The sequence below is a fragment of the Haematobacter missouriensis genome (assembly GCF_000740775.1).
Lineage (GTDB): Bacteria > Pseudomonadota > Alphaproteobacteria > Rhodobacterales > Rhodobacteraceae > Haematobacter > Haematobacter missouriensis.
Genome location: NZ_JFGS01000002.1, coordinates 228337 through 249174, shown reverse-complemented (window position 1 = coordinate 249174; position 20838 = coordinate 228337). Strand labels below are relative to the sequence as shown.

Genomic DNA, 20838 nt, shown 5'->3' with positions numbered 1-20838 from the left:
CCTGCCGCCCGGCTGTTTTCCGCGATCTGTGGCAGCGAGGTCGCATGAGGGTGGGGCTCTTGCTCGCCGGAGGACTGTCGCGGCGTTTCGGGACGCAGGACAAGTTGCTGGCCGACTGGCGGGGGCGCCCGCTCATCACATGGGCCGCCTCGGCGCTGGCGGCGGTTCCTCTGGAGGCGCGGATCGCCGTGGCGGGGACGAAGCTGTCGCCGCTGCTGCCCGGCTATGACAGGCTCGATCCGCCCCGTCCGGCGGAGCAATCCGCGAGCCTCCGCCTCGGGGTGAGGCGGGCGCGCGCGATGGGGGCGGAGCGGCTGCTCATCGTGCTCGCCGATATGCCGCGCATCGATACAGCGACGATGGCGGCGGTACTTTCGCGTCGGGGTGCGGCCTGCGTGACGGATGGCGCGCGGCGCATGCCCCCCGCTGCCTTCGATTCGGACAAGTTCGATACTCTTCTTGCCCTTGAGGGTGACAGGGGGGCGGGAAGCCTTCTGCAGATCATCGGCGGGGAGGGGCTGATCGAGGTGGCACCCCTGATGCTTCATGACATTGATCGTCCGGCCGATCTCGATGATTCCACGAGGAGCGAATAACCCGCCGGATGGAAACACGGCTTGCCTTGGCGCAAGTTTCCAGCCCAATCGCGGGTCGACAACCGAGCTTTGCGCAGATCGGCCCTTTTATCGGCTGGCGGCGGGGCCTCTCCCCCGTGGCAGGCCGCTGCAAGCATTCTGAATCCCATGCCTATGGTCTGGAAGGTGGATATCTGCCCTGAAAAAAGCCTTTTCAGCCTGCCGCGTCCGATATTCCCCGGTGCGCCCGGCGGCCGACGAAATGCGTGAGTTCGGCGCCTGCCTCGCCTGCCTGTAGCGGTGCGAGACGGGGAGCGCATACACGAGCGTCCTCGCTGCTGCGGGGACCGATATTCCCAGAAGCGGTGGGCGTTGCGATCCGTGCCGTGAAGGGCCGCCAATCCGAAGCCAGAAGGGTAGCCTCGCCGGAGGGCGGCCCGCACGTATCTCACCGAGGGCGCGCACGTCCCCCGGTGGCATGACCGCCCTCGGGCAGAGGCAGGCGTACCTGTCGTTGGCTGCGCGCAATGCTGCGCCACGCCTGCTCCTATGAGGAGGCGTGGCGTATCTTCACTCCATTTCGACGAGGAGATCCTTTGCGTCGATCTGTGTGCCCGGGGCGACATGGATGGCTTTCACGACGGCTTCGCGGTCGGCATGAAGGCCGGTTTCCATTTTCATCGCCTCGATGGTGAGGAGGAGATCTCCGGCCCGCACCTTCGCGCCGGGTTTGACCAGAACCGTTGCGATCGAGCCGGGCATGGGGGCGCCGATATGGGCGGGATTGCCTTCGACCGCCTTGGGGCGCGCGCCTGCCTTCGCCACGGCAGACCGGTCGGCCACGCGGATGACGCGCGGCTGTCCGTTCAGCTCGAAGAATACCTTGACCTCGCCCTCGTCCGAGGTTTCGCCGACGGTCTGGAGGCGGATATCCAGTGTCTTGCCGGGATCGAGTGCAGCCTCCACGCTCTCGCCCGGTTCCATGCCGTAGAAGAAGGTGCGCGTCGGCAGTGCCCGCACCGGACCATAGGTGCGATGACGCGCGCGGTAGTCGAGAAACACCTTCGGATACATCAGCCAGCCGGCGAAATCCTCGTCATCCACGTGTTCGCCGGGTAGGTCGGCCTCCAGCTTCGCCCGTGCCTCCGCCAGATCCACCGGGGCCATCCGCGCTCCCGGGCGTGTGGTATCGGGACGCTCGCCTTTCAGCACCTTGTTCAGAATGCCCGCCGGGAAGCCGCCGGGCGGCTGGCCAAGGTTGCCCTTCATCATGTCAACGACGGAATCGGGGAAGGCCACGTCCACGGCCGGATCCTCCACCTGCGCCCGGGTGAGACCCTGTGACACCATCATCAGCGCCATGTCTCCCACCACCTTGGACGAGGGGGTGACTTTTACGATGTCGCCGAACATCTGATTGGCATCGGCATAGGCCTGTGCGATCTCCGGCCAGCGATCCTCAAGCCCGAGGGAGCGCGCCTGCGCTTTCAGGTTGGTGAACTGCCCGCCAGGCATCTCGTGCAGATAGACCTCGGAGGCGGGAGCCTGCATCCCGGCCTCGAAGGCGGCATATTGGGAGCGCACGCCTTCCCAGTAGTCGGAGAGTTGCCGGACCGCGGCGATGTCCAGCCCGGTGTCGCGCTCTGTATGGCGTAGCGCCTCGACGATGGAGCCGAGACACGGTTGCGATGTGCCGCCCGAAAACGCATCCATTGCCGCGTCGATGATATCGGCCCCCGCCTCCGCCGCCGCCAGCACGGTGGCTCCGGCTATGCCGGATGTGTCATGCGTGTGGAAGTGGATCGGCAGGCCGAGTTCCTCCTTCAGCGTGCGGATCAGCACCCGGGCGGCGGCAGGTTTCAGCAGCCCCGCCATATCCTTGATGCCGAGGATATGAGTGCCCGCGGCTTTCAGCTCATGGCCCATCTTCAGGTAGTATTGCAGGTCATATTTGGACCTGTCCGGGTCTAGCAGGTCGCCGGTGTAGCAGATCGCGGCTTCGCAGATCTTGCCGGAGTCCATCACCGCGTCCAACGCCACGCGCATGTTCTCCACCCAGTTCAGGCTGTCGAACACGCGGAACACGTCGACACCGGACTCCGCCGCCTGCCGCACGAAGGCCTGCACGACGTTGTCGGGATAGTTGGTGTAGCCCACCCCGTTGGACGCGCGGAGCAGCATCTGGGTCAGGATGTTGGGCATCCCCTCCCTGATGTCGCGCAGCCGTTGCCAGGGGCATTCCTGGAGGAAGCGGTACGCCACGTCGAATGTCGCGCCGCCCCAGCACTCCACCGAGAACAGGCCCGGCAGCAGATGTGCATAGGCCGGGGCGGCACGCACCATGTCGATCGATCGCATCCGGGTGGCCAGCAGGGACTGATGCCCGTCGCGCATGGTTGTATCGGTGAGCAGAAGCTTCTTCTGCCCGGCGATCCAGTCCACCACCGCCTGCGGCCCCTGCTCGTCCAGCAGCGTCCGTGTGCCCGCGGGGGGCGGGTCCAGCGTCACGGACGGGGGTACGGGCGCGCGCACCCCGGCGGCGAGCGGGCCGCGGCCCTTGGTTTCGGGATGGCCGTTCACCGTCACGTCGGCGATGTAGGTGAGCAGCCGCGTCGCCCGGTCCTGCCCGGTCTCGAACCGGAACAGCTCGGGCGTCGTGTCGATGAACTTCGTCGTATAGGAGAGGTTCAGGAACGTCGGATGTTTCAGCAGGTTCTCGACGAAGGCGATGTTGGTGGACACGCCCCGGATGCGGAATTCGCGGAGCGCCCGGTCCATCCGCGCGATGGCCTTTTCAGGCGTCTGCGCCCAGGCGGTGACCTTGACCAGCAGAGAGTCATAATACCGCGTGACCACGGAACCGGCATAGGCGGTGCCGCCGTCCAGCCGGATGCCCATGCCCGTCGCGGTGCGATAGGCGGTGATGCGGCCGTAGTCGGGGATGAAGTTGTTCTGGGGGTCCTCCGTTGTCACCCGGCATTGCAACGCGTGACCCTTGAGCTGCACATCGGCCTGCGTCGGTGCTCCGGTGGCCTCTGCTAGCGTCTCTCCCTCCGCGATACGTATCTGGGCCTGGACGATGTCGATGCCGGTGACTTCTTCCGTCACGGTATGCTCGACCTGGACGCGAGGGTTCACCTCGATGAAGTAGAACTGCTCGCTGTCCATATCCATCAGGAACTCGACCGTTCCGGCGTTGCGATAGCCCACCGCCCGCCCGATCTTCAGCCCGAGTTCGCAGATCTCCGCCCGTTGCTCCGGCGTGAGGTACGGGGCGGGGGCGCGTTCCACGACCTTCTGGTTGCGCCGCTGAACGGTGCAGTCGCGCTCATAAAGATGGTAGAGACCGCCATGGTCGTCGCCAAGAAGCTGCACTTCCACATGGCGGGCGCGCAGGATCATCTTCTCCAGATAGCCCTCGCCGTTGCCGAAGGCGGCCTCGGCCTCGCGCCGGCCCTCGCGCACCTTGGCTTCCAGCTCATCGGGGCCGTTGATCGGGCGCATCCCGCGCCCGCCGCCGCCCCAGCTTGCCTTCAGCATCAGCGGATAGCCGACCTCCCCGGCCTCCGCCCGGATCGCGGCGAAATCATCGCCCAGAACCTCGGTCGCCGGGATCACAGGCACACCGGCCGCAATCGCAACCCGCCGTGCGCTTGCCTTGTCGCCAAGCGCGCGCATCGTCTCCGCCTTGGGGCCGATGAACACGATGCCGGCCGCGTCGCAGGCTTCCACGAAATCCGGGTTCTCCGACAGCAGGCCATAGCCGGGGTGGATCGCGTCCGCGCCCGACATCTTCGCCACGCGGATGATCTCCGGGATCGACAGATAGGCCGCAACCGGCCCCAGCCCTTCCCCGATCCGGTAAGCCTCATCGGCCTTGAAGCGGTGGAGGCTCAGCTTGTCCTCCTCCGCATAGACCGCAACCGTCTGCTTGCCCAACTCGTTCGCGGCCCGCATCACACGGATCGCGATCTCGCCACGGTTCGCTATCAGTATCTTCCGGAAGTTTGGCATCTTCGCTCCCCGCAGCCATTCCGTGTTAGACAGGGATAAACAGGAAGCGAAGGAGCGATCAATCAACCATTTATGCGGAGCAGCAGATTTTTTGCTGCATCGCAGAATATACTGTTATGTGAGATATGTCCGAAAGCTATCGATGACATCGACGTAAAGCTTGCGCTTGAACGGAACGATGTGGACCAACAGATCGTCGGCGTGCATCCAGCGCCATTGCGAGAATTCCGGGTGATCCTGTGCGATGTCCACCGCGCTGTCATCGCCGTTGAAGCGCATGAGATACCACTTTTGCCGCTGTCCGCGATACCGGCCCTTCCAGACCTTGCCGAGCAGTTCGGGCGGCAGATCGTAGCTTACCCAGCCGGTCTCCGCGATGATATCGACGAGGTCGGGGGAGATGCCTGTCTCCTCCTCCAGCTCCCGCAGGGCGGCGTCGCGAGGTTCCTCTCCCTCGTCCAGCCCGCCTTGCGGCATCTGCCATGCACCCGTCGTGTCCCGGCGCATCCCCGCCCAGACGAGGCCCGCCTGATTGAGCAACATTACTCCCGCGCCGGGGCGGTAGGGCAATTCCTTGGCCATGGTTCCTCCGTCCGTCGGGACCACCCGCATGAAGCCGGGCGGTCCGTCCGCGTGTCCTGTGCGGCGCAGAGCCGCCTTACTGCGGCAGTTCGAGCGCGGACAGCCCTTTCAGGATATCCACGGCATAGGCGAGCTGATAGTCCTCCGTCCGCAGTTTCGCGGCGAGCTCGGCCTGATGCTGCTCCTCCTGAAGCTGCTTGCGCTCGTCATCGGTCATACTGTCGTTGGTGATCGCGCCGCGAAGATCGGCTTCCGAGCGCATCCGCGCGGCCAGCGTATTCGGGGTACCTTCGTCATCCGCCGCGGGTTTGGGCGGCGGCTGTTCCACCCAGATGTCGGGCGAGACGCCGAGCGACTGGATCGACCGGCCCGACGGCGTGTAGTAGCGCGCCGTGGTCAGCCGCATCGCCCCGTCGCCCTTCAGCGGAATCACGGTCTGCACCGAGCCCTTGCCGAAGGATTTGGTGCCTACGACCACTGCGCGGCGGTGATCCTGAAGGGCGCCCGCCACGATCTCCGATGCCGAAGCGGAGCCGCCGTTGATCAGCACAACCATCGGCTTCGCCCCGGTGATGTCGCCGGCGGTGGCGTTGTAACGCTCCCCGTCCTGCGGGTTGCGCCCGCGGGTGGATACGATCTCTCCCGATTCGAGGAACGCATCTGACACCTTGATCGCCTGGGTGAGCAGCCCGCCGGGGTTGTTGCGCAGATCGAGCACGACGCCTGACACCTTGTCCGCGCCGCCGGCCTCCTCCAGCATCTTCTTGTAGCCGTCTTCGAGGTTCTGGAACGTCTGGTCGTTGAAGGTGGAGACGCGGAGCACGACCGTGGAGCCCTGCATGCGCGCGGTAACGGCGGTGAGCTTGATCGTGTCGCGGGTCAGCGTCACGTCGAACGGCTCGGGCTTGTCCTTGCGCACGACGGTGATGGTGATCTCCGACCCGATGGGGCCGCGCATCATGTCCACCGCCTGATCCAGCGTCAGGCCCATGACGGTCTCGCCGTTCACATGGGTGATGTAGTCACCGGACTGGATGCCCGCCTTGTCCGCCGGGCTGCCGTCCATGGGGGAGACGACCTTGACGAAGCCCTCCTCCTGCGTGACCTCGATGCCGAGACCCCCGAATTCGCCCTTGGTCTGCACCTGCATGTCGCTGAAATCGTCGGGCGCAAGATAGCTGGAATGCGGATCGAGCGAGGTGAGCATTCCGTTGATCGCCGCTTGGATCAGCTTCGACGTATCCACGGGTTCCACATATTGGGCGCGGATCCGCTCGAAGATGTCTCCGAAGAGATCGAGCTGCTGATAGACGGAAGCATTCTCCTTGGCTTCTTGAGCGACAAGAGGCCCTGCGACCTGCGTGGTGAGCAGCACCCCGGCGACCGTGCCGCCGAGCGCGGCCATCACGAACTTCTTCATGGAAACATCCTTGTCTCAGCGAACCACTCGGCGGGGTCCACGGGCGACCCCCCCTGCCTGACCTCAATGTAAAGCGTCTCCGAGGCCATCGCGCCAGCGGCTTGTGCATCAGGGGGGGCATCGTTCACGACATTCTGTGCACCTGCGACATTTCGTGCGCGCCCGGCGATATCGGCCGACAGTTCAGCAGTGCGGGTATCCTCGCCTCCCATCAGGCCCACGGGAGAGCCTGCGGGCACGACCTGCCCGATGCGTCCGTAGGTCTCTCCCAGCCCGGCCAGCACCATCAGATAGCCCGCCGCCGGCTCAAGGATCACCACGTTGCCATAGCCGTCGAGCGGGCCGATGTAGCGAATCGTCGCCGAAGCAGGTGTTACCACCAGCGCGCGCGGCGGGGCGGCCACGATCATTCCGGGACGGCTCACACCCGCGGCGTCTGCCTCCCGGTAACCCCGGAGCAGCTCGCCCGCCACCGGCAGCATGAGGTCGCCCTTGACCGAACCGAACGGCCCTTCGCCGGGGGTCACCTTCTCGCCCCCAGCCACGGCCTCAGCGAAGCTGTCGAGCGTATCGTGGCTCTCGATCAGCGCGCGGAGCACGGCGGGGTCCTCGGTGAAGCGCTGCGGCAGGTCACGCCGGTCGGAAATCGCCTGCGCCAGATCGGTGCGCGCGGTCTGCGCGGCGCCAAGGCCCTTTTCCAGCATCTCGGTGACCTGCTGCTGGAGGGCGCGCAACTCCCCCAGCTCCGCCAGCTCCTGCCGGAGCGTATGCGTCTCCGCCTCCAGCGCCGGGGCGATATCGCCGAGGATCATCGCCGCCTGCGCCGCGCCGAGCGGACCGGAGGGATGCAGCACCCGGACCGGGGCGGGATCGCGGCTCATCCCCGTCATCACGCCCACCAGCCGGGAGACGCGCTCCCGCTTTCCGTTCAGGTCGGCGCGGATTTCCGCGTCCCGGTGGGTCACGCGGCGCAGCGCTTCCCGCGCGGCGGCCAGACCGTCCTCATAGGCACGGATGGTGAGGGTGAGCGCCGCTACCCTGTCCTGCGCGCCGGTCGCGGTGTCCAGGCTGTCGATCGCTGCCGCGAGCGATGCCGCTGCCGAACGCGCGGCATCGGCCGGATCGTCCTGCGCCCTGAGCGGCGCGGCCAGTCCCAGGGCGAGGAGAACGGGCAGCGCGATCCGCCGCATGGTCGTCACGGATCCGCTCATCGCCGCACGAGGCTTTCGCCGGTCATCTCCTCAGGCTTCGGCAGGCCCATGAGGTCCAGCACCGTCGGCGCGAGATCAGCGAGCCTGCCTGCAGCCAGCGATACTCCCGCTGGTCCGCCATGAAGGATCACCGGGACGGGATTCGTCGTATGGGCCGTATGCGGTCCGCCCGTCACCGGATCGACCATCGTTTCGCAGTTACCATGATCGGCAGTGACGATCAGCGCCCCGCCTGCGGCATCCACGGCGGCGATCACCCGGCCCAGCCCCCGGTCCACCGTCTCGCAGGCGGCGATGGCAGCGGAAAGGACGCCGGTATGGCCCACCATGTCCGGGTTGGCATAATTCACCACGATGAGGTCGTAGCCCTCCCCGATCGCGGCGACGAGGTGATCGGTCACCTCATCCGCCGACATTTCGGGTTGCAGGTCGTAGGTCGCGACCTTGGGGGATTTCGCCATGTAGCGATCCTCCCCCGTCATCGGGGCTTCCTTGCCACCGTTCAGGAAGAAGGTGACATGGGGATATTTCTCCGTCTCCGCGATATGGAACTGCCGCAGGCCGTGATCCGCCACCCAGGAGGCGAGCGTGTTCACGATGTCCCGCTTGGGATAGGCGGTCGTCATGTAGGCGTTATGGGCATCGGAATATTCCACCATCCCGAGCAGCGCCGACCAGTCGGGCCGTGGCCCGGTGTCGAAAGCGTCGAAGCCGGGCGCGCCGATGGCGGCCATGATCTCGCGCGTGCGGTCGGCCCGGAAATTCAGGGCGAAGAATCCGTCGCCATCCTGTGCGCCCGCATAGCCGCCGATGATCGTTGGCCTGATGAATTCGTCGGTTTCGCCACGCGCGGCGGCTGCGGCCACGGCGGTCGCGGCATCCGCCGCGCGCTCGCCACCGCCTCGCACGATGGCGTCATACGCAAGGCCCACCCGCTCCCAGCGGTTGTCGCGATCCATGGCGTAGTAACGGCCCGAAACCGTGGCGATCTCCGCCCCCGCCGGTAGCCGCGCCGCCAGATCGGCGATGAAGCCCGGGGCGGAAGTGGGCGCCACGTCCCGTCCGTCGGTGATTGCGTGGACGAGCACGCCGAGCCCCGCCTCCGTCGCGGCACGGGCCGCGGCCAGCACGTGTTCGATGTGACCATGCACACCACCGTTGGATATGACGCCCATCAGATGTACACGCCCGTTCGCCGTACCCACATGTGCGAGGAAAGTGCGGAGGGCCTCATTGGCGAAGAAGCTGCCGTCCTCAATGGCGAGGTCGATCTGTCCCAGGTCCATCGCCACCACGCGACCCGCGCCGATATTGGTGTGGCCGACCTCCGAATTGCCCATCTGCCCGGTCGGCAGGCCCACATCCGGCCCATGGGTGATGAGCGTCGCATGCGGAGAGCCGCTCCACAGCCTGTCGAAATTCGGCGTGGCGGCCAGCGCCGGGGCATTCGCCTCCTGCTCCTCGCGCAATCCCCAACCGTCGAGAATGCAGAGAACCACGGGCTTTATCGACGGCATGAAGGGCTCCTTGGCTGGCAAAGACGGATGGCAACGGCCGGGTCGCAGGCGTTCTACGCTCCACCGCGGCGCAAGGCAACTCCGCGGCCTTTCGGTGACGGTATCGTGCGGAGCCGCGGTAGGCGGTCCGGGTGTCGATGGTCCAGTCGTCCGGGGGCGGCGCCTGACCGGGCAGGGCGGGAGTGCCGTTGGAACTCCAGCCGCGTGGGTTCAGGAGCGGTGATAAGGAGTTCCGGCGATGATGGTCGCGGCGCGGTAGAGCTGTTCGGCCAGCATCACCCGGACGAGCATATGCGGCCAGACCATCGTCCCCAGCGAGATGGCCGCGTCGGCTCGGTCCCGGAAGGTGGGAGACAGCCCGTCCGCTCCGCCGATCACGAACGCCACGTCGCGCCCCTGATCGCGCCAGCGAACAAGCATCGCCGCGAAATCGGGGGAGGAGGGCATCTGCCCCCGCTCGTCCATCACGACGGTCAGGGCACCTGAGGGAAGGCTGCGTTGCAGAAGCTCCGCCTCCGCGGCCATGCCTCCGCCCTTGCGATCCTCAACCTCCGCGACTGCCGCTGGACCCAAACCGTGCGGACGACCTGTCCGGTCGAAACGCGCGAGATAATCCGATACGAGCTCCGCCTCCGGGCCACTTCGAAGCCGGCCCACGGCGCAAATCTGCACTTTCACGACGCGTCACATCTCCCGGCACCACGTGCGCGGCACCCCTCGGCCAAATCGTTCTCACCGTCGTCGGGCGGAGACTCCGTCGTCAAGGCTCCCGCCGGGCGCCGGGCAGAACGTCAGACCGGTCGAAGTTTCAGGCCGCGCGGGGGCCGGTGGGCATCCACATCTTCTCGAGCTGATAGAACTCGCGCACTTCCGGGCGGAAGACGTGCACGATGACATCGGCCGCGTCGATCAGCACCCAGTCGCCCTGTTCCTTGCCCTCGATCTTGCAGGAGCGACCGTAGTCCTCCTTCAGACGCTCGACGAGCTTGTCGGCGATGGCGGCGACCTGACGCGACGACTGACCGGAGCAGATCACCATGTAATCGGCGACCGACGACCGGCCCTTGAGGTCGATCGTCACGATCTCCTCGGCTTTGTCGTCATCCAGTGAGGCGACGATACGGGACAGGAGCTCCTCACTGGAGGGCTCTGCGACGTTCCCTTGGGGTGCGGTACTCAAGCCCGCGGCTCCCGAAGCGGTCTTGGCGCCGACCGCGGGCGATATGTACGACAGGACATTGTCCTCCTTCTCTGCGCGCCCGATCCTCCCCGGCGCCGGGACGCTTATCCATTTAACACTTCGACGGCGATTTCTCAATGCACAGCGGTCCCGGATTCGTGCCGCCGTCGCGGCGATCTTCCACCTTCCGCACAGAAGTGATGACCTCCCGACGGGCGGGGGTGACGGCGGGGCGCGACTGGGGCATGGTGCATGGCGGCATCCGGAGGGTGGCATGAGCCGACGCCCCGCCGGAATGCCGCTGACAACCCCTGCCGGAGACCCTCCATGGATACGCTCACCACCCTTCCGCTCACCCGCATCGACGGCAGTCCCGACACGCTTGGCGCCCATGCCGGCAAGGTGCTTCTCATCGTCAATGTCGCGTCGAAATGCGGTCTCACCCCGCAATATGCCGGTCTTGAGGCGCTCTACGAGTCCAAGAAGGACCAAGGCTTCGAGGTGCTGGGCTTCCCCGCGAACGACTTTCTGGGCCAGGAACCCGGGTCGGACAGCGAGATCGCGGAGTTCTGCTCCCTCACATATGATGTGAGCTTTCCCATGTTCTCCAAGATCTCGGTGGCCGGTGCGGATCGCCACCCGCTCTATACCGCTCTGACCGGGGCGATCCCGGAGGCGGAGGGCGAAGGGCCTTGGCGCGCGCGGCTCGAGGGCAAGGGGATCGCCATGAATCCCCGCCCTGAGGTGCAATGGAACTTCGAGAAATTCCTGATCTCCCGCCATGGCGACGTGGTCGCCCGCTTCGCTCCCGATATTCCAGCGGACGACCCCCGTATCCTCGCTGCGATCGACGCGGAGCTGGCGAAGGGCTGATCCCGCTTCGCAGGGCGTTTCGGCGGAGCTAATTCCTCCCGCTGACCCTCCCGATGAAGCGGCCGTGGCTGGCGGGTGAAGCGGTGTCGTTCTGCCCTCCAGCACAGGGCCTGCGCAACAAACTTGCTCGTCCCGCCTGTCTGCCATCCGGTTGTTGCGTTCTGTGGCGGTGGGTGCTTGCCTGCTGCCGGAGATGCGGCTATGAGGGCTGCCATGAGAGGCTTCGTCTATTTCAATATCCACGACCGTGCACGGCTTCCGGGCCGCTTCTTCGGCGTGGAGCATTCGATCCTCGGGCGACTTTGATCGCGCGGGCGGCGCCGTCAAGCGTCCGCCCCATGCGCCTTGCGACACCCTTCCGAAAAGCCGCGCGCATTGCCGCGTAACAGCCATTCCGAACGGAGTGAATTCCGATGTCAGCCGACACCGCCAGCCGCAGTCCACGAACGCTCTATGACAAGATCTGGGACGATCATGTCGTCCACCAGTCCGAAGACGGCACCTGCCTTCTCTATATCGACCGGCACCTCGTTCATGAGGTGACTTCGCCGCAAGCCTTCGAGGGCCTGCGGATGACCGGCCGAAAGGTCCGCGCACCCGAAAAGACCATCGCCGTGCCCGATCACAACGTTCCCACAACCTGGGATCGCGAGAAGGGCATCGACAACGAGGAATCCCGCATTCAGGTCGATGCGCTGGACAAGAACGCCCGCGATTTCGGTGTGGTCTATTACCCGGTGAACGACATTCGGCAGGGGATCGTGCACATCGTCGGGCCTGAGCAGGGATGGACGCTGCCGGGCATGACCGTTGTCTGCGGCGACAGCCATACCGCGACGCACGGGGCCTTCGGCGCGCTGGCGCACGGGATCGGCACCTCGGAGGTGGAGCATGTGCTTGCCACCCAGACCCTGATCCAGAAGAAGTCGAAGAACATGAAGGTGGAGATCACCGGGAGTCTGCGCCCCGGCGTGACCGCCAAGGACATCACCCTGTCGGTCATCGGCGCCACCGGCACGGCAGGCGGCACCGGCTATGTCATCGAGTATTGCGGTCAAGCGATTCGCGAACTGTCGATGGAAGGCCGGATGACCGTCTGTAACATGGCGATCGAGGGCGGCGCACGCGCAGGTCTCATCGCGCCGGACGAGACGACCTTCGCCTATGTCATGGGCCGACCGCATGCGCCCAAGGGTGCGGCTTGGGAGGCGGCGGTCGCCTATTGGAAGACGCTCTTCACGGATGAGGGCGCGCATTACGACAAGGTGGTCACGCTCCGCGGAGAGGATATCGCTCCCGTCGTCACCTGGGGCACCAGCCCGGAGGACGTGCTGCCGATCACCGGCATCGTGCCGGACCCCGAGGATTTCCCAAGTGCAAAAGCGGAAGCCGCGCGGCGGAGTCTCGACTACATGGGTCTGACGCCCGGAACCCCGCTGTCGGAGATCCCGATCGACGCCGTGTTCATCGGCTCCTGCACCAATGGCCGGATCGAGGATCTGCGCGCCGCCGCCGCGGTGGTGAAGGGGCGCAAGCTCGCCTCCGGTGTGCGGGGCATGGTGGTGCCGGGGTCGGGTCTCGTTCGTTTGCAGGCGGAGGAGGAAGGCCTCGCGGACATCTTCCGCGCGGCAGGTTTCGAATGGCGGCTGGCGGGATGCTCCATGTGTCTCGGTATGAACCCCGATCAGCTCGCACCCGGTGAGCGCTGCGCGGGCACATCCAATCGCAATTTCGAGGGCCGCATGGGCCGTGGGGGGCGGACGCATCTGATGAGCCCCGCCATGGCCGCCGCCGCAGGTATCGCGGGCCATCTGGTGGACGTGCGTGAACTGACAGCCGAAAGGGAGACTGCCTGATGGATCGTTTCACCACGCTGACCGGGGTCGCCGCGCCGATGCCGCTGGTCAATATCGACACGGACATGATCATCCCCAAGCAGTTCCTCAAGACGATCAAGCGGACGGGGCTGGGCAAGAACCTGTTCGACGAGATGCGCTATGAGGCCGATGGATCGGAGAAGCCGGATTTCGTGCTGAACCAGCCCGCCTATCGCAAGGCTGAGATCATCGTCGCGGGCGACAACTTCGGCTGTGGCTCCTCGCGCGAGCATGCTCCTTGGGCGCTTCTGGATTTTGGCATTCGCTGCGTGATCTCCACCAGCTTTGCCGACATCTTCTACAACAACTGCTTCAAGAACGGCATCCTGCCGATCACGCTTCCGCAGGAGCAGGTGGATCGGCTGATGGATGACGCCCGGCGCGGCTCCAATGCGCGGATCACGGTGGATCTGGAGGCGCAGACCGTATCCGCCTCCGATGGCGAGGTATTCCACTTCGAGATCGACCCGTTCCGCAAGCACTGCCTGCTGAACGGTCTCGATGACATCGGGCTGACGCTGGAAAACGCGGGCGACATCGACGCCTATGAGGCAAACACCCGCATGTCCCGCCCCTGGGCCTGACGGACTCGCTGACTGCCGGAAATCCCATCAACGGTCGGCGCGGCGGGACACCGGGCCGGATCCCCGTGCCGAGGACGGGATGTTCCGGCCGCCGGGAGGGTTAACCGGCTGCTGAAAAGGCCGTCCACGACTCCCCTGGGGTGGAGATCTTTCCCACACGGTGTTGAGATGCGCCCCGGAAGCCGCCGGTCTTGGCGCGTGACAGGAAAGATTTCTGGCTTCGACGCAATCCTAGTTAGGTGCCCGACTTTTTAAGCAGCCTGTTAATTCGGGGCGTTTCGGCCGCTTGTTAACCGCGTCTTAGGGAAGTCGTGACATCCTGCAGGGATGCTGCGGCTTCTTTTCCTTCTGCTCTTCGTCACACCCGCCTTTGCGGGCGACCGGCTGCGGCTTGCGCAATATACGACCGAACTCACCCGTGACGGGCCGGGCCTGCTGTATCGTGACCTGTTGAAACCGGGCGCGCCCGGGGTGGAAACCGCGGTGCGCCGGATCGTGGCGGCGGGAGCGGATGTGCTGCTGTTGTGTGGCATCGACTGGGACCACGACGGGCTGGCACTCGACGCCCTCGCGGATCGCGTGCGGGCGGCGGGGCTCGACTATCCCCATCGGCTGGCGCTTCGGCCGAACACCGGCATGGCGACGGGGCTGGATCTCGATGGCGACGGGCGTCTGGGCGGGCCGGCCGACGCCCAGGGTTTCGGTAATTTCAGCGGAGAGAAGGGAATGGCCCTGCTCTCCCGACTGCCCATTCTGCGGGAGGAGATCGTCGATCACAGCGCGATGCTCTGGCGCGACTTTCCCGGCAACCTTTCCCCCCTGACCGGCCCGGCGGCGGCGGCGCAAAGACTCTCCACCACCGGGCATTGGCAGGTGCCCGTTCTGTGGGGAACCAAGCGGGTGACGCTGCTGACATGGTGCGCAGGGCCGCCAGCCTTCGGCGGGGAGAGGAGCCGGCGCCGCAATCACGACGAAACAGCGATCTGGGGTGCGCTGCTGGACGGGGCGCTTGGTCCGCCGCCTTCCATGCCCTTCGTACTGATGGGGGATGCCAATCTGGATCCCGAAGGCGGCGATGGCATGCGTCAGGCCATGGCGCGTCTTCTGGCCGATCCACGTCTGACGGACCCGCGTCCTGCCGATCCACAGGGAGGCACGGCGACGGCGGACTGGAGCATGCTCCGCTCCGGCAAACGGGGGCCGGGCCGGTTGCGTGTGGACTATGTCCTTCCCTCCCGGGATATGACGCTTCTCTCCGCCGGTCTGCTTCCACCGGAGGGGGAGGATCGCCATTCCGTCGTGATGGTGGATGTGACACTCCCCCCGCTGCGCATGGAGGCAGCGCAGGCAACAGTTCCGTAGCGCGCCGCCGATCCGCTCCCGTTCCCGCCGCCACGGATGAAGTCAGCGGCTGACCGAGGGCAGGCGGACTTCCCGGCAGCGCCCCAGAGACGGCCTGCGGCATGCGGGACAGGCCGGTTCGGGGGCAGTCAGCATCCCGGCTCCGCTGCACGCCGCTTGACCGACGGAGGGCCGAAGGCTAGGCCATCCCGGCGCATAAGGAGGAATTGTCCATGTCTAACCCGTCGCTTCTCATCCTGCCCGGCGATGGCATCGGCCCCGAAGTGATGACCGAGGTCCGCAAGGTCATCGACTGGTTCGCCGGTCAGGGCCTTGTCTTCGACATTCATGAGGGACTTGTCGGCGGCTGCTCCTATGACGCGCATGGCACGCCGCTCACGGACGAGACGATGGAGCTGGCGCAATCGGTGGATGCGGTGCTGCTCGGTGCCGTGGGCGGGCCGAAATACGATGTGCTGGATTTTTCGGTGAAGCCGGAGCGGGGGCTGTTGCGCCTCCGCAAGGAGATGGACCTCTACGCGAACCTCCGGCCCGCACAGTGCTTCGACGCGCTGGCCGATTTCTCCTCGCTCAAGCGGGAGGTGGTGGCCGGGCTCGACATCATGATCGTGCGGGAGTTGACCTCGGGCGTCTATTTCGGCGAGCCGCGCGGCATCTTCATGGAGGGTAATGAGCGGGTGGGCATCAACACCCAGCGCTATACGGAATCCGAGATCGCCCGCGTTGCCCGCTCCGCTTTCGAGCTGGCGCGGCGGCGTCATAACAAGGTCTGCTCTATGGAGAAGGCCAATGTGATGGAATCCGGCGTCCTGTGGCGTGAAGTCGTCCAGAAGGTCCACGACGATGAATACCCCGACGTGGAGCTGACGCATATGTATGCCGATGCCGGTGCCATGCAGCTCACCCGCTGGCCGCGGCAGTTCGACGTCATCGTGACGGACAACCTCTTTGGCGATCTGCTGTCGGATCTCGCCGCGATGCTGACTGGCTCTCTCGGCATGCTGCCCTCCGCGAGCCTCGGTGCGCCGATGGCCAACGGTCGGCCGAAGGCGCTCTATGAGCCGGTTCACGGCTCCGCACCGGATATCGCGGGGCAGGGCAAGGCCAACCCGATCGCCTGCATCCTCTCCTTCGCCATGGCGTTGCGTTACTCCTTCGACCGTGGCGCGGAGGCCGACCGGCTGGAGCGCGCCGTGGAGAAGGTGCTGGCCGATGGCGACCGGACGGCTGATCTGATGCAGGCGGGTGACCGTGCGCCGCTCAGCACCTCGCAGATGGGCGATGCCATCGTCCGGGCGCTGGCGGCGGTCTGACGGGCTTCTCCGGTGCGCCTGCTGCGGCATTGCCCTATGGGCATGTCGCGCGCTCCCCTACACCTCGGAGGGTGGGCCGCGTGCCGGAAGCCCCCCGCAGGCCTGTCCCACCCCTTGGCGGCCGCGGTATCACCCCGCGGTCCATCGCCGTGCATCCCATCGCGCAGCGCCTGCCCGCGATGGTCGGGGGCCGACCGCTTCGTCATTCATCCGTATCCGCCGGTGAGGGGTGATCACGCGGGCGGCAAGTTCCGACGCACGTGCTTGCCGCTGATATTGGCATAGGGCGGAGAGGCAGTGGATGTCCCCGCACGCATCGGGACTCGCGTCGGCATCTTGAGGTGTGCCGTCCGCAATCCACAGCGGTTGTTTTCCACATCCGCACATCATGTCGCACTTGACCGGTGAGACGCCACATGGTCTGGCTCCGCCATGGCGAAACCCGCAAAGACCGCCCGTTCGAAGGCCGCTTCAGCCCCTGCGCGCGTTCCTCTCGCGCCCGGCCGGAAGGACATGGCCCGCTGGGCGATTCGCGGGGGGATCGGGCTGGTGGCCGTGCTGGTCGCTGCAGTGCTGTTCTTTTCGCTCTTCAACCCGCCCACGACCATCTACATGGCCTCTGAATCCCGCAGGCTCGGCGGGGTTGAGCAGGAGTGGGTGGATTTCGAGAACGTCGCCCCCGTGATGGCCCGCTCCATCGTCGCGGCGGAGGATGCGAACTTCTGCCTGCACTGGGGCTTCGACATGGGCGAGATAAGGCGTGCCATAGATGCGGGAGGCCAGCGTGGCGCCTCCACCATCAGCCAGCAGACTGTGAAGAACGTCTATCTTTGGCAGGGCCGCTCCTGGCCGCGCAAGGCATTGGAGGGTGTGCTTACGCCACTGGTGGAGACGTTCTGGTCCAAGCGGCGGATCCTTGAGGTTTACATGAACGTGGCGGAATTCGGTGAGGGGGTCTTTGGCGTGCAGGCGGCCGCGCGGCACTACTACAATGTCGATGCCGCCCGGCTCACACCGGCACAGGCGGCGCGGCTGGCCGCTATTCTGCCGGATCCGAAAGGACGGGATCCGCGACGACCGACGGCTTTCGTCCAGCGTCGGGGAGCCGCGATTCAGGACGGGGCGCAGACGATCCGCGCCGACGGACGCGCGAACTGTTTCACCGGCTGAGGCGGCTTTCCCTTCGGACGGGATTGAAATTCCCTGCCGCGGGCGCGATGAAAGGCCACTCCACCCGATATCCATGAAGCGCGAGACGACGCAGCGATGAACAGGCTCTTTCACTTCCCCCTCTCTCCCTTCTCTCGCAAGGTCCGGCTCACGCTCGCGGAAAAGAGGATCGAGGTCGAACTGGTGGAGGAGCGTTACTGGGAGCCGAACCAGGATTTCCTGCGCCGCAACCCCGCCGGCAAGGTCCCGGTCCTGCGCCTCAACAACCGCTTCCTGTCCGAAAGTCAGGCGATCTGCGAATATCTGGAGGAGACGGTGCCGAACCCGCCGCTGTTTCCCCGAAGCCCCGACGAACGGTTCGAGGTGCGCCGCCTCTGCGCCTGGTTCGACGACAAGTTCCACCATGAGGTCACGTCCAAGCTGCTCTATGAGCGGGTGAACAAGAAGATCATGGGTCTTGGCTATCCCGACAGCAAGAACGTCAAGTCGGGGGCTCAGAAGATCAAGTATCATCTCGACTACATGGGCTGGCTGCTCGATCAGCGCCGCTGGCTGGCGGGAGACGTGATGACGCTGGCGGATTTCGCCGCTGCTGCGCACCTGTCCTGCCTCGACTACATCTCCGACGTGGACTGGAACCGGGCCGCCAACGTGCGGGACTGGTATGCCAAGATCAAGTCGCGCCCCTCCTTCCGGTCGCTGCTGGCCGATCAGGTGCCGGGCTTCCCGCCCCCCAGGCACTATGCCGATCTCGACTTCTGACCTGAAGGAACGCCTGGTCGCTCAGGCGCTGGTGGAGGGGTTCTCCGCCGCGCGACTTTGCCGTCCGACGGATATTCCCGAAGTGCCGGAGCGGTATCGGGCCTTTCTGGACGCCGGGTTTCACGGCCAGATGGGCTGGCTTGCGGAGCGGGTGCACTGGCGGACCGATCCGGCCGCGCTCTGGCCGGAGGCGCGCTCCGTCATCATGCTGGCCGAGAGCTATACGCCCGAGGAGAACCCCATGGCCGCCGTCGCGCAGCGCGACAGGGGGGCGATTTCCGTCTATGCGCGGGGCAAGGATTATCACGATCTGGTGAAGAAGCGGCTGAAGCGGCTCGCCCGCTGGCTGATCGCCGAAGGGGGCGGCGAGGTGAAGGTCTTCGTCGATACCGCCCCGGTGCCGGAGAAGCCGCTGGCGCAGGCGGCTGGGCTGGGTTGGCAGGGCAAGCATACCAACCTCGTCAGCCGCGAGATGGGCAACTGGTTCTTTCTGGGGGCGATCTTCACCACGCTGGACTTGCCGGTGGACGGGCCGGAGGCGGACCACTGCGGCTCCTGCACGCGCTGCCAGACCGCCTGCCCGACCGACGCCTTTCCCGCGCCCTATCAGCTGGATGCCCGCCGCTGCATCTCCTACCTGACCATCGAACATCACGGGCCGGTGGAGGAGTCGCTGCGGCAGCGGATGGGCAATCGCATCTATGGCTGTGACGACTGTCTGGCGGCCTGCCCGTGGAACAAGTTCGCCGTCGAGGCGCGGGAGACGCGCTATGCCGCCCGCGAGGATCTGGTGGCGCCGCCACTGGCGGAACTGGCGCTGTTGGATGATGCGGCCTTTCGCGCGCGATTCTCCGGCAGTCCGATCAAGCGGATCGGACGTGACCGATTTGTGCGCAATGTGCTCTATGCCATCGGAAATTCTGCGGACAGCCGTTTGATGCCCTCTGCAATGGCGCTTCGTTCCGATCCCGACCCGGTCGTTGCGGAGGCAGCGGAATGGGCTGTGAACCGCCTGTCCACGCAGCGGGATCAGTGACTTTCCACGACCGGGGCAGACAAAAGGCCGCATCGGCCCTATACTCGCCTTTCCAGGAGGAGAAGGCGCATGACGAAGCATATCATTGACCGTCGCGAACCCGGTGAGACTGGGCGGCTGGAAAAATTCGCTGTTCTGGCGCGTGAGCAGGGCGAAGGGCCGCATCCCGCCAGTCTCAAACTGATGAAGCGCACCGGCGCGAAATCCCCCGAAGCCGACGCCCGGGTGGCCCACTACACGCGTATCGAGCGCGGTCGCGAAGCCTGATCGTCGCAAAGCGGGGCTGACGGGGCGTCCTTGGCGGCTTGTCGCGGCCCGGAAAAGAGCGGGGCGGCCCGTGCGGCACCGCCCCGTCATGATGCTCCCACCTGAAAGGTCAGGCGCGCACGTGCTTCTCGTAGGTGGAGGCGATGTCGCGGGTGAGCGCGCCGACCTCGAAGTTGTAATCGCCGATCTGGCCCACAGGGGTCACTTCCGCCGCCGTGCCTGTCAGGAAGCACTGCTCGAACCCTTCAAGTTCCGCAGGCAGGATATGGCGTTCATGCACCTTGATCTGATGGTCGCCGAGCAGGCCGATCACCGTCTGGCGGGTAATGCCATTCAGGAAGCAGTCGGCCAGCGGGGTGTGCACCTCACCATCCTTGACGAAGAAGATGTTCGCCCCGGTCGCTTCGGCCACATAGCCGCGATAGTCGAAGAACAGCGCGTCGGAACAGCCCTTGGCCTGAGCCGCATGTTTCGACATCGTGCAGATCATGTAAAGCCCCGCTGCCTTGGCCTCCGCCGGGATGGTTTCGGGCGAGGGGCGCTTCCATTTGGAGATATCGAGCTTCGCGCCCTTCATCTTGGCATCGCCGTAATAGGCACCCCATCCCCAGGTGGCGATCGCGAGCCGCACCGGATTGTCGATGGCAGAAACGCCCATTTCGTCACCCGCACCGCGGAAGGCAAGCGCGCGGACATATCCGTCGGTCAGTCCGTTGGCCTTGAGCACCGCCGCTTTCGCTGCGTCGATTTCTTCGACGGTGAAGGGAATTTCCATGTCGAGCAGGTTAGCCGAGCGGTGGAGCCGCTGGGAATGTTCGGTGCCTTTGAAAATCTTGCCGTTGTAGCACCGCTCACCCTCAAATACCGCGGAAGCATAGTGCAGAGCATGGGTCAGCACATGCACCTGTGCATCCCGCCACTCCACCAGTTTGCCATCCATCCAGATCTTGCCATCGCGGTCTTCGTATGAGCCGGCCATCGGGCCATTCCTTTCGTGTTTCCCCGCCTCGGGGATTTCCTTGGCGAATCTTGCGTGCCGATTTCTCCATATTAAAGAATATTGCGCGCAAGCCCGGCGGAGCTATCAATTGATTC

Annotated in this window: 18 protein-coding genes; 10 read left to right on the top strand and 8 right to left on the bottom strand. The window is 65.6% G+C overall.

Annotation, left to right across the window (positions count from 1 at the left end):
• Window positions 1-44: 44 nt before the first annotated feature.
• Window positions 45-596, top strand: a complete 552-nt coding sequence (locus CG51_RS03470) for a nucleotidyltransferase family protein (protein WP_051930011.1) — start codon at window positions 45-47, stop codon at window positions 594-596.
• Window positions 597-1145: 549 nt separating this feature from the next.
• On the opposite strand, the gene CG51_RS03465 is transcribed toward CG51_RS03470, so the two are convergent.
• The 7 genes from CG51_RS03465 to rsfS form a co-directional block, all read right to left on the bottom strand.
• Entirely contained in the window at window positions 1146-4589 is a 3444-nt protein-coding gene (locus CG51_RS03465) for a pyruvate carboxylase (RefSeq protein ID WP_035741788.1), read from the bottom strand.
• A gap of 114 nt (window positions 4590-4703) precedes the next feature.
• Window positions 4704-5171: an RNA pyrophosphohydrolase gene (locus CG51_RS03460; protein WP_035741786.1), complete on the bottom strand. Its 468-nt coding sequence runs from the start codon at window positions 5169-5171 to the stop codon at window positions 4704-4706.
• A 76-nt stretch (window positions 5172-5247) separates the two neighbouring features.
• The gene (locus CG51_RS03455; protein WP_035741783.1) at window positions 5248-6591 is read right to left on the bottom strand and encodes a S41 family peptidase; all 1344 of its coding nucleotides are present in this window, start codon (window positions 6589-6591) and stop codon (window positions 5248-5250) included.
• Window positions 6588-7781, bottom strand: a complete 1194-nt coding sequence (locus CG51_RS03450) for a murein hydrolase activator EnvC family protein (RefSeq protein WP_035742103.1) — start codon at window positions 7779-7781, stop codon at window positions 6588-6590. Before CG51_RS03450 ends, CG51_RS03455 begins: the two co-directional genes overlap by 4 nt.
• Before the next feature lie 17 nt (window positions 7782-7798).
• Window positions 7799-9319 (bottom strand): 2,3-bisphosphoglycerate-independent phosphoglycerate mutase, encoded by a 1521-nt coding sequence (gene gpmI, locus CG51_RS03445; protein WP_035741782.1) that lies wholly within the window; start codon window positions 9317-9319, stop codon window positions 7799-7801.
• A 210-nt stretch (window positions 9320-9529) separates the two neighbouring features.
• Window positions 9530-9997 carry a 23S rRNA (pseudouridine(1915)-N(3))-methyltransferase RlmH gene (rlmH, locus tag CG51_RS03440; protein WP_035741781.1) on the bottom strand — a complete coding sequence of 156 codons (468 nt, stop codon included), beginning with the start codon at window positions 9995-9997 and terminating at the stop codon, window positions 9530-9532.
• A gap of 130 nt (window positions 9998-10127) precedes the next feature.
• Entirely contained in the window at window positions 10128-10499 is a 372-nt protein-coding gene (gene rsfS / locus CG51_RS20670; RefSeq protein WP_035741778.1) for a ribosome silencing factor, read from the bottom strand.
• Window positions 10500-10826: 327 nt separating this feature from the next.
• Between rsfS and CG51_RS03430 the strand changes: the two genes are divergently transcribed.
• The 9 genes from CG51_RS03430 (at window position 10827) to CG51_RS03390 (ending at window position 19743) form a co-directional block, all read left to right on the top strand.
• Window positions 10827-11372: a glutathione peroxidase gene (locus CG51_RS03430; RefSeq protein WP_035741776.1), complete on the top strand. Its 546-nt coding sequence runs from the start codon at window positions 10827-10829 to the stop codon at window positions 11370-11372.
• 413 nt (window positions 11373-11785) lie between these two features.
• Window positions 11786-13228 (top strand): 3-isopropylmalate dehydratase large subunit, encoded by a 1443-nt coding sequence (gene leuC, locus CG51_RS03425; protein WP_035741775.1) that lies wholly within the window; start codon window positions 11786-11788, stop codon window positions 13226-13228.
• Window positions 13228-13833, top strand: coding sequence for a 3-isopropylmalate dehydratase small subunit (gene leuD / locus CG51_RS03420; RefSeq protein WP_035741772.1), 606 nt, complete (start codon window positions 13228-13230; stop codon window positions 13831-13833). Before leuC ends, leuD begins: the two co-directional genes overlap by 1 nt.
• A gap of 327 nt (window positions 13834-14160) precedes the next feature.
• Window positions 14161-15195: an endonuclease/exonuclease/phosphatase family protein gene (locus CG51_RS03415; protein WP_035741769.1), complete on the top strand. Its 1035-nt coding sequence runs from the start codon at window positions 14161-14163 to the stop codon at window positions 15193-15195.
• Window positions 15196-15407: 212 nt separating this feature from the next.
• Entirely contained in the window at window positions 15408-16508 is a 1101-nt protein-coding gene (gene leuB, locus CG51_RS03410; protein WP_035741766.1) for a 3-isopropylmalate dehydrogenase, read from the top strand.
• A 432-nt stretch (window positions 16509-16940) separates the two neighbouring features.
• A complete protein-coding gene (mtgA, locus tag CG51_RS03405) occupies window positions 16941-17678 on the top strand; it encodes a monofunctional biosynthetic peptidoglycan transglycosylase (protein ID WP_035741764.1) in 738 nt (245 codons plus the stop codon).
• A gap of 96 nt (window positions 17679-17774) precedes the next feature.
• Window positions 17775-18440: an FtsZ-binding protein FzlA gene (fzlA, locus tag CG51_RS03400; protein ID WP_035741762.1), complete on the top strand. Its 666-nt coding sequence runs from the start codon at window positions 17775-17777 to the stop codon at window positions 18438-18440.
• Window positions 18421-19476 carry a tRNA epoxyqueuosine(34) reductase QueG gene (gene queG, locus CG51_RS03395; RefSeq protein ID WP_035741760.1) on the top strand — a complete coding sequence of 352 codons (1056 nt, stop codon included), beginning with the start codon at window positions 18421-18423 and terminating at the stop codon, window positions 19474-19476. Before fzlA ends, queG begins: the two co-directional genes overlap by 20 nt.
• Window positions 19477-19545: 69 nt before the next feature.
• On the top strand, window positions 19546-19743 hold the full coding sequence (locus CG51_RS03390) for a hypothetical protein (protein ID WP_035741758.1): 198 nt from the start codon (window positions 19546-19548) through the stop codon (window positions 19741-19743).
• Window positions 19744-19852: 109 nt separating this feature from the next.
• Here the strand turns inward: CG51_RS03390 and CG51_RS03385 are convergent, their stop codons facing one another.
• Complete coding sequence (locus CG51_RS03385) at window positions 19853-20722, bottom strand: branched-chain amino acid aminotransferase (protein ID WP_035741756.1); 870 nt, start codon at window positions 20720-20722, stop codon at window positions 19853-19855.
• Between the last annotated feature and the right edge of the window lie 116 nt (window positions 20723-20838).

What these genes read in the sequence shown, in the direction of transcription:
- CG51_RS03470 (WP_051930011.1), top strand. Translation starts at nt 45, where the DNA reads ATGAGGGTGGGGCTCTTGCTCGCCGGAGGACTGTCGCGGCGTTTCGGG.
- CG51_RS03465 (WP_035741788.1), bottom strand. Translation starts at nt 4,589, where the DNA reads ATGCCAAACTTCCGGAAGATACTGATAGCGAACCGTGGCGAGATCGCG.
- CG51_RS03460 (WP_035741786.1), bottom strand. Translation starts at nt 5,171, where the DNA reads ATGGCCAAGGAATTGCCCTACCGCCCCGGCGCGGGAGTAATGTTGCTC.
- CG51_RS03455 (WP_035741783.1), bottom strand. Translation starts at nt 6,591, where the DNA reads ATGAAGAAGTTCGTGATGGCCGCGCTCGGCGGCACGGTCGCCGGGGTG.
- CG51_RS03450 (WP_035742103.1), bottom strand. Translation starts at nt 7,781, where the DNA reads ATGCGGCGGATCGCGCTGCCCGTTCTCCTCGCCCTGGGACTGGCCGCG.
- gpmI (WP_035741782.1), bottom strand. Translation starts at nt 9,319, where the DNA reads ATGCCGTCGATAAAGCCCGTGGTTCTCTGCATTCTCGACGGTTGGGGA.
- CG51_RS03430 (WP_035741776.1), top strand. Translation starts at nt 10,827, where the DNA reads ATGGATACGCTCACCACCCTTCCGCTCACCCGCATCGACGGCAGTCCC.
- leuC (WP_035741775.1), top strand. Translation starts at nt 11,786, where the DNA reads ATGTCAGCCGACACCGCCAGCCGCAGTCCACGAACGCTCTATGACAAG.
- leuD (WP_035741772.1), top strand. Translation starts at nt 13,228, where the DNA reads ATGGATCGTTTCACCACGCTGACCGGGGTCGCCGCGCCGATGCCGCTG.
- CG51_RS03415 (WP_035741769.1), top strand. Translation starts at nt 14,161, where the DNA reads ATGCTGCGGCTTCTTTTCCTTCTGCTCTTCGTCACACCCGCCTTTGCG.
- leuB (WP_035741766.1), top strand. Translation starts at nt 15,408, where the DNA reads ATGTCTAACCCGTCGCTTCTCATCCTGCCCGGCGATGGCATCGGCCCC.
- mtgA (WP_035741764.1), top strand. Translation starts at nt 16,941, where the DNA reads ATGGCGAAACCCGCAAAGACCGCCCGTTCGAAGGCCGCTTCAGCCCCT.
- fzlA (WP_035741762.1), top strand. Translation starts at nt 17,775, where the DNA reads ATGAACAGGCTCTTTCACTTCCCCCTCTCTCCCTTCTCTCGCAAGGTC.
- queG (WP_035741760.1), top strand. Translation starts at nt 18,421, where the DNA reads ATGCCGATCTCGACTTCTGACCTGAAGGAACGCCTGGTCGCTCAGGCG.
- CG51_RS03390 (WP_035741758.1), top strand. Translation starts at nt 19,546, where the DNA reads ATGACGAAGCATATCATTGACCGTCGCGAACCCGGTGAGACTGGGCGG.
- CG51_RS03385 (WP_035741756.1), bottom strand. Translation starts at nt 20,722, where the DNA reads ATGGCCGGCTCATACGAAGACCGCGATGGCAAGATCTGGATGGATGGC.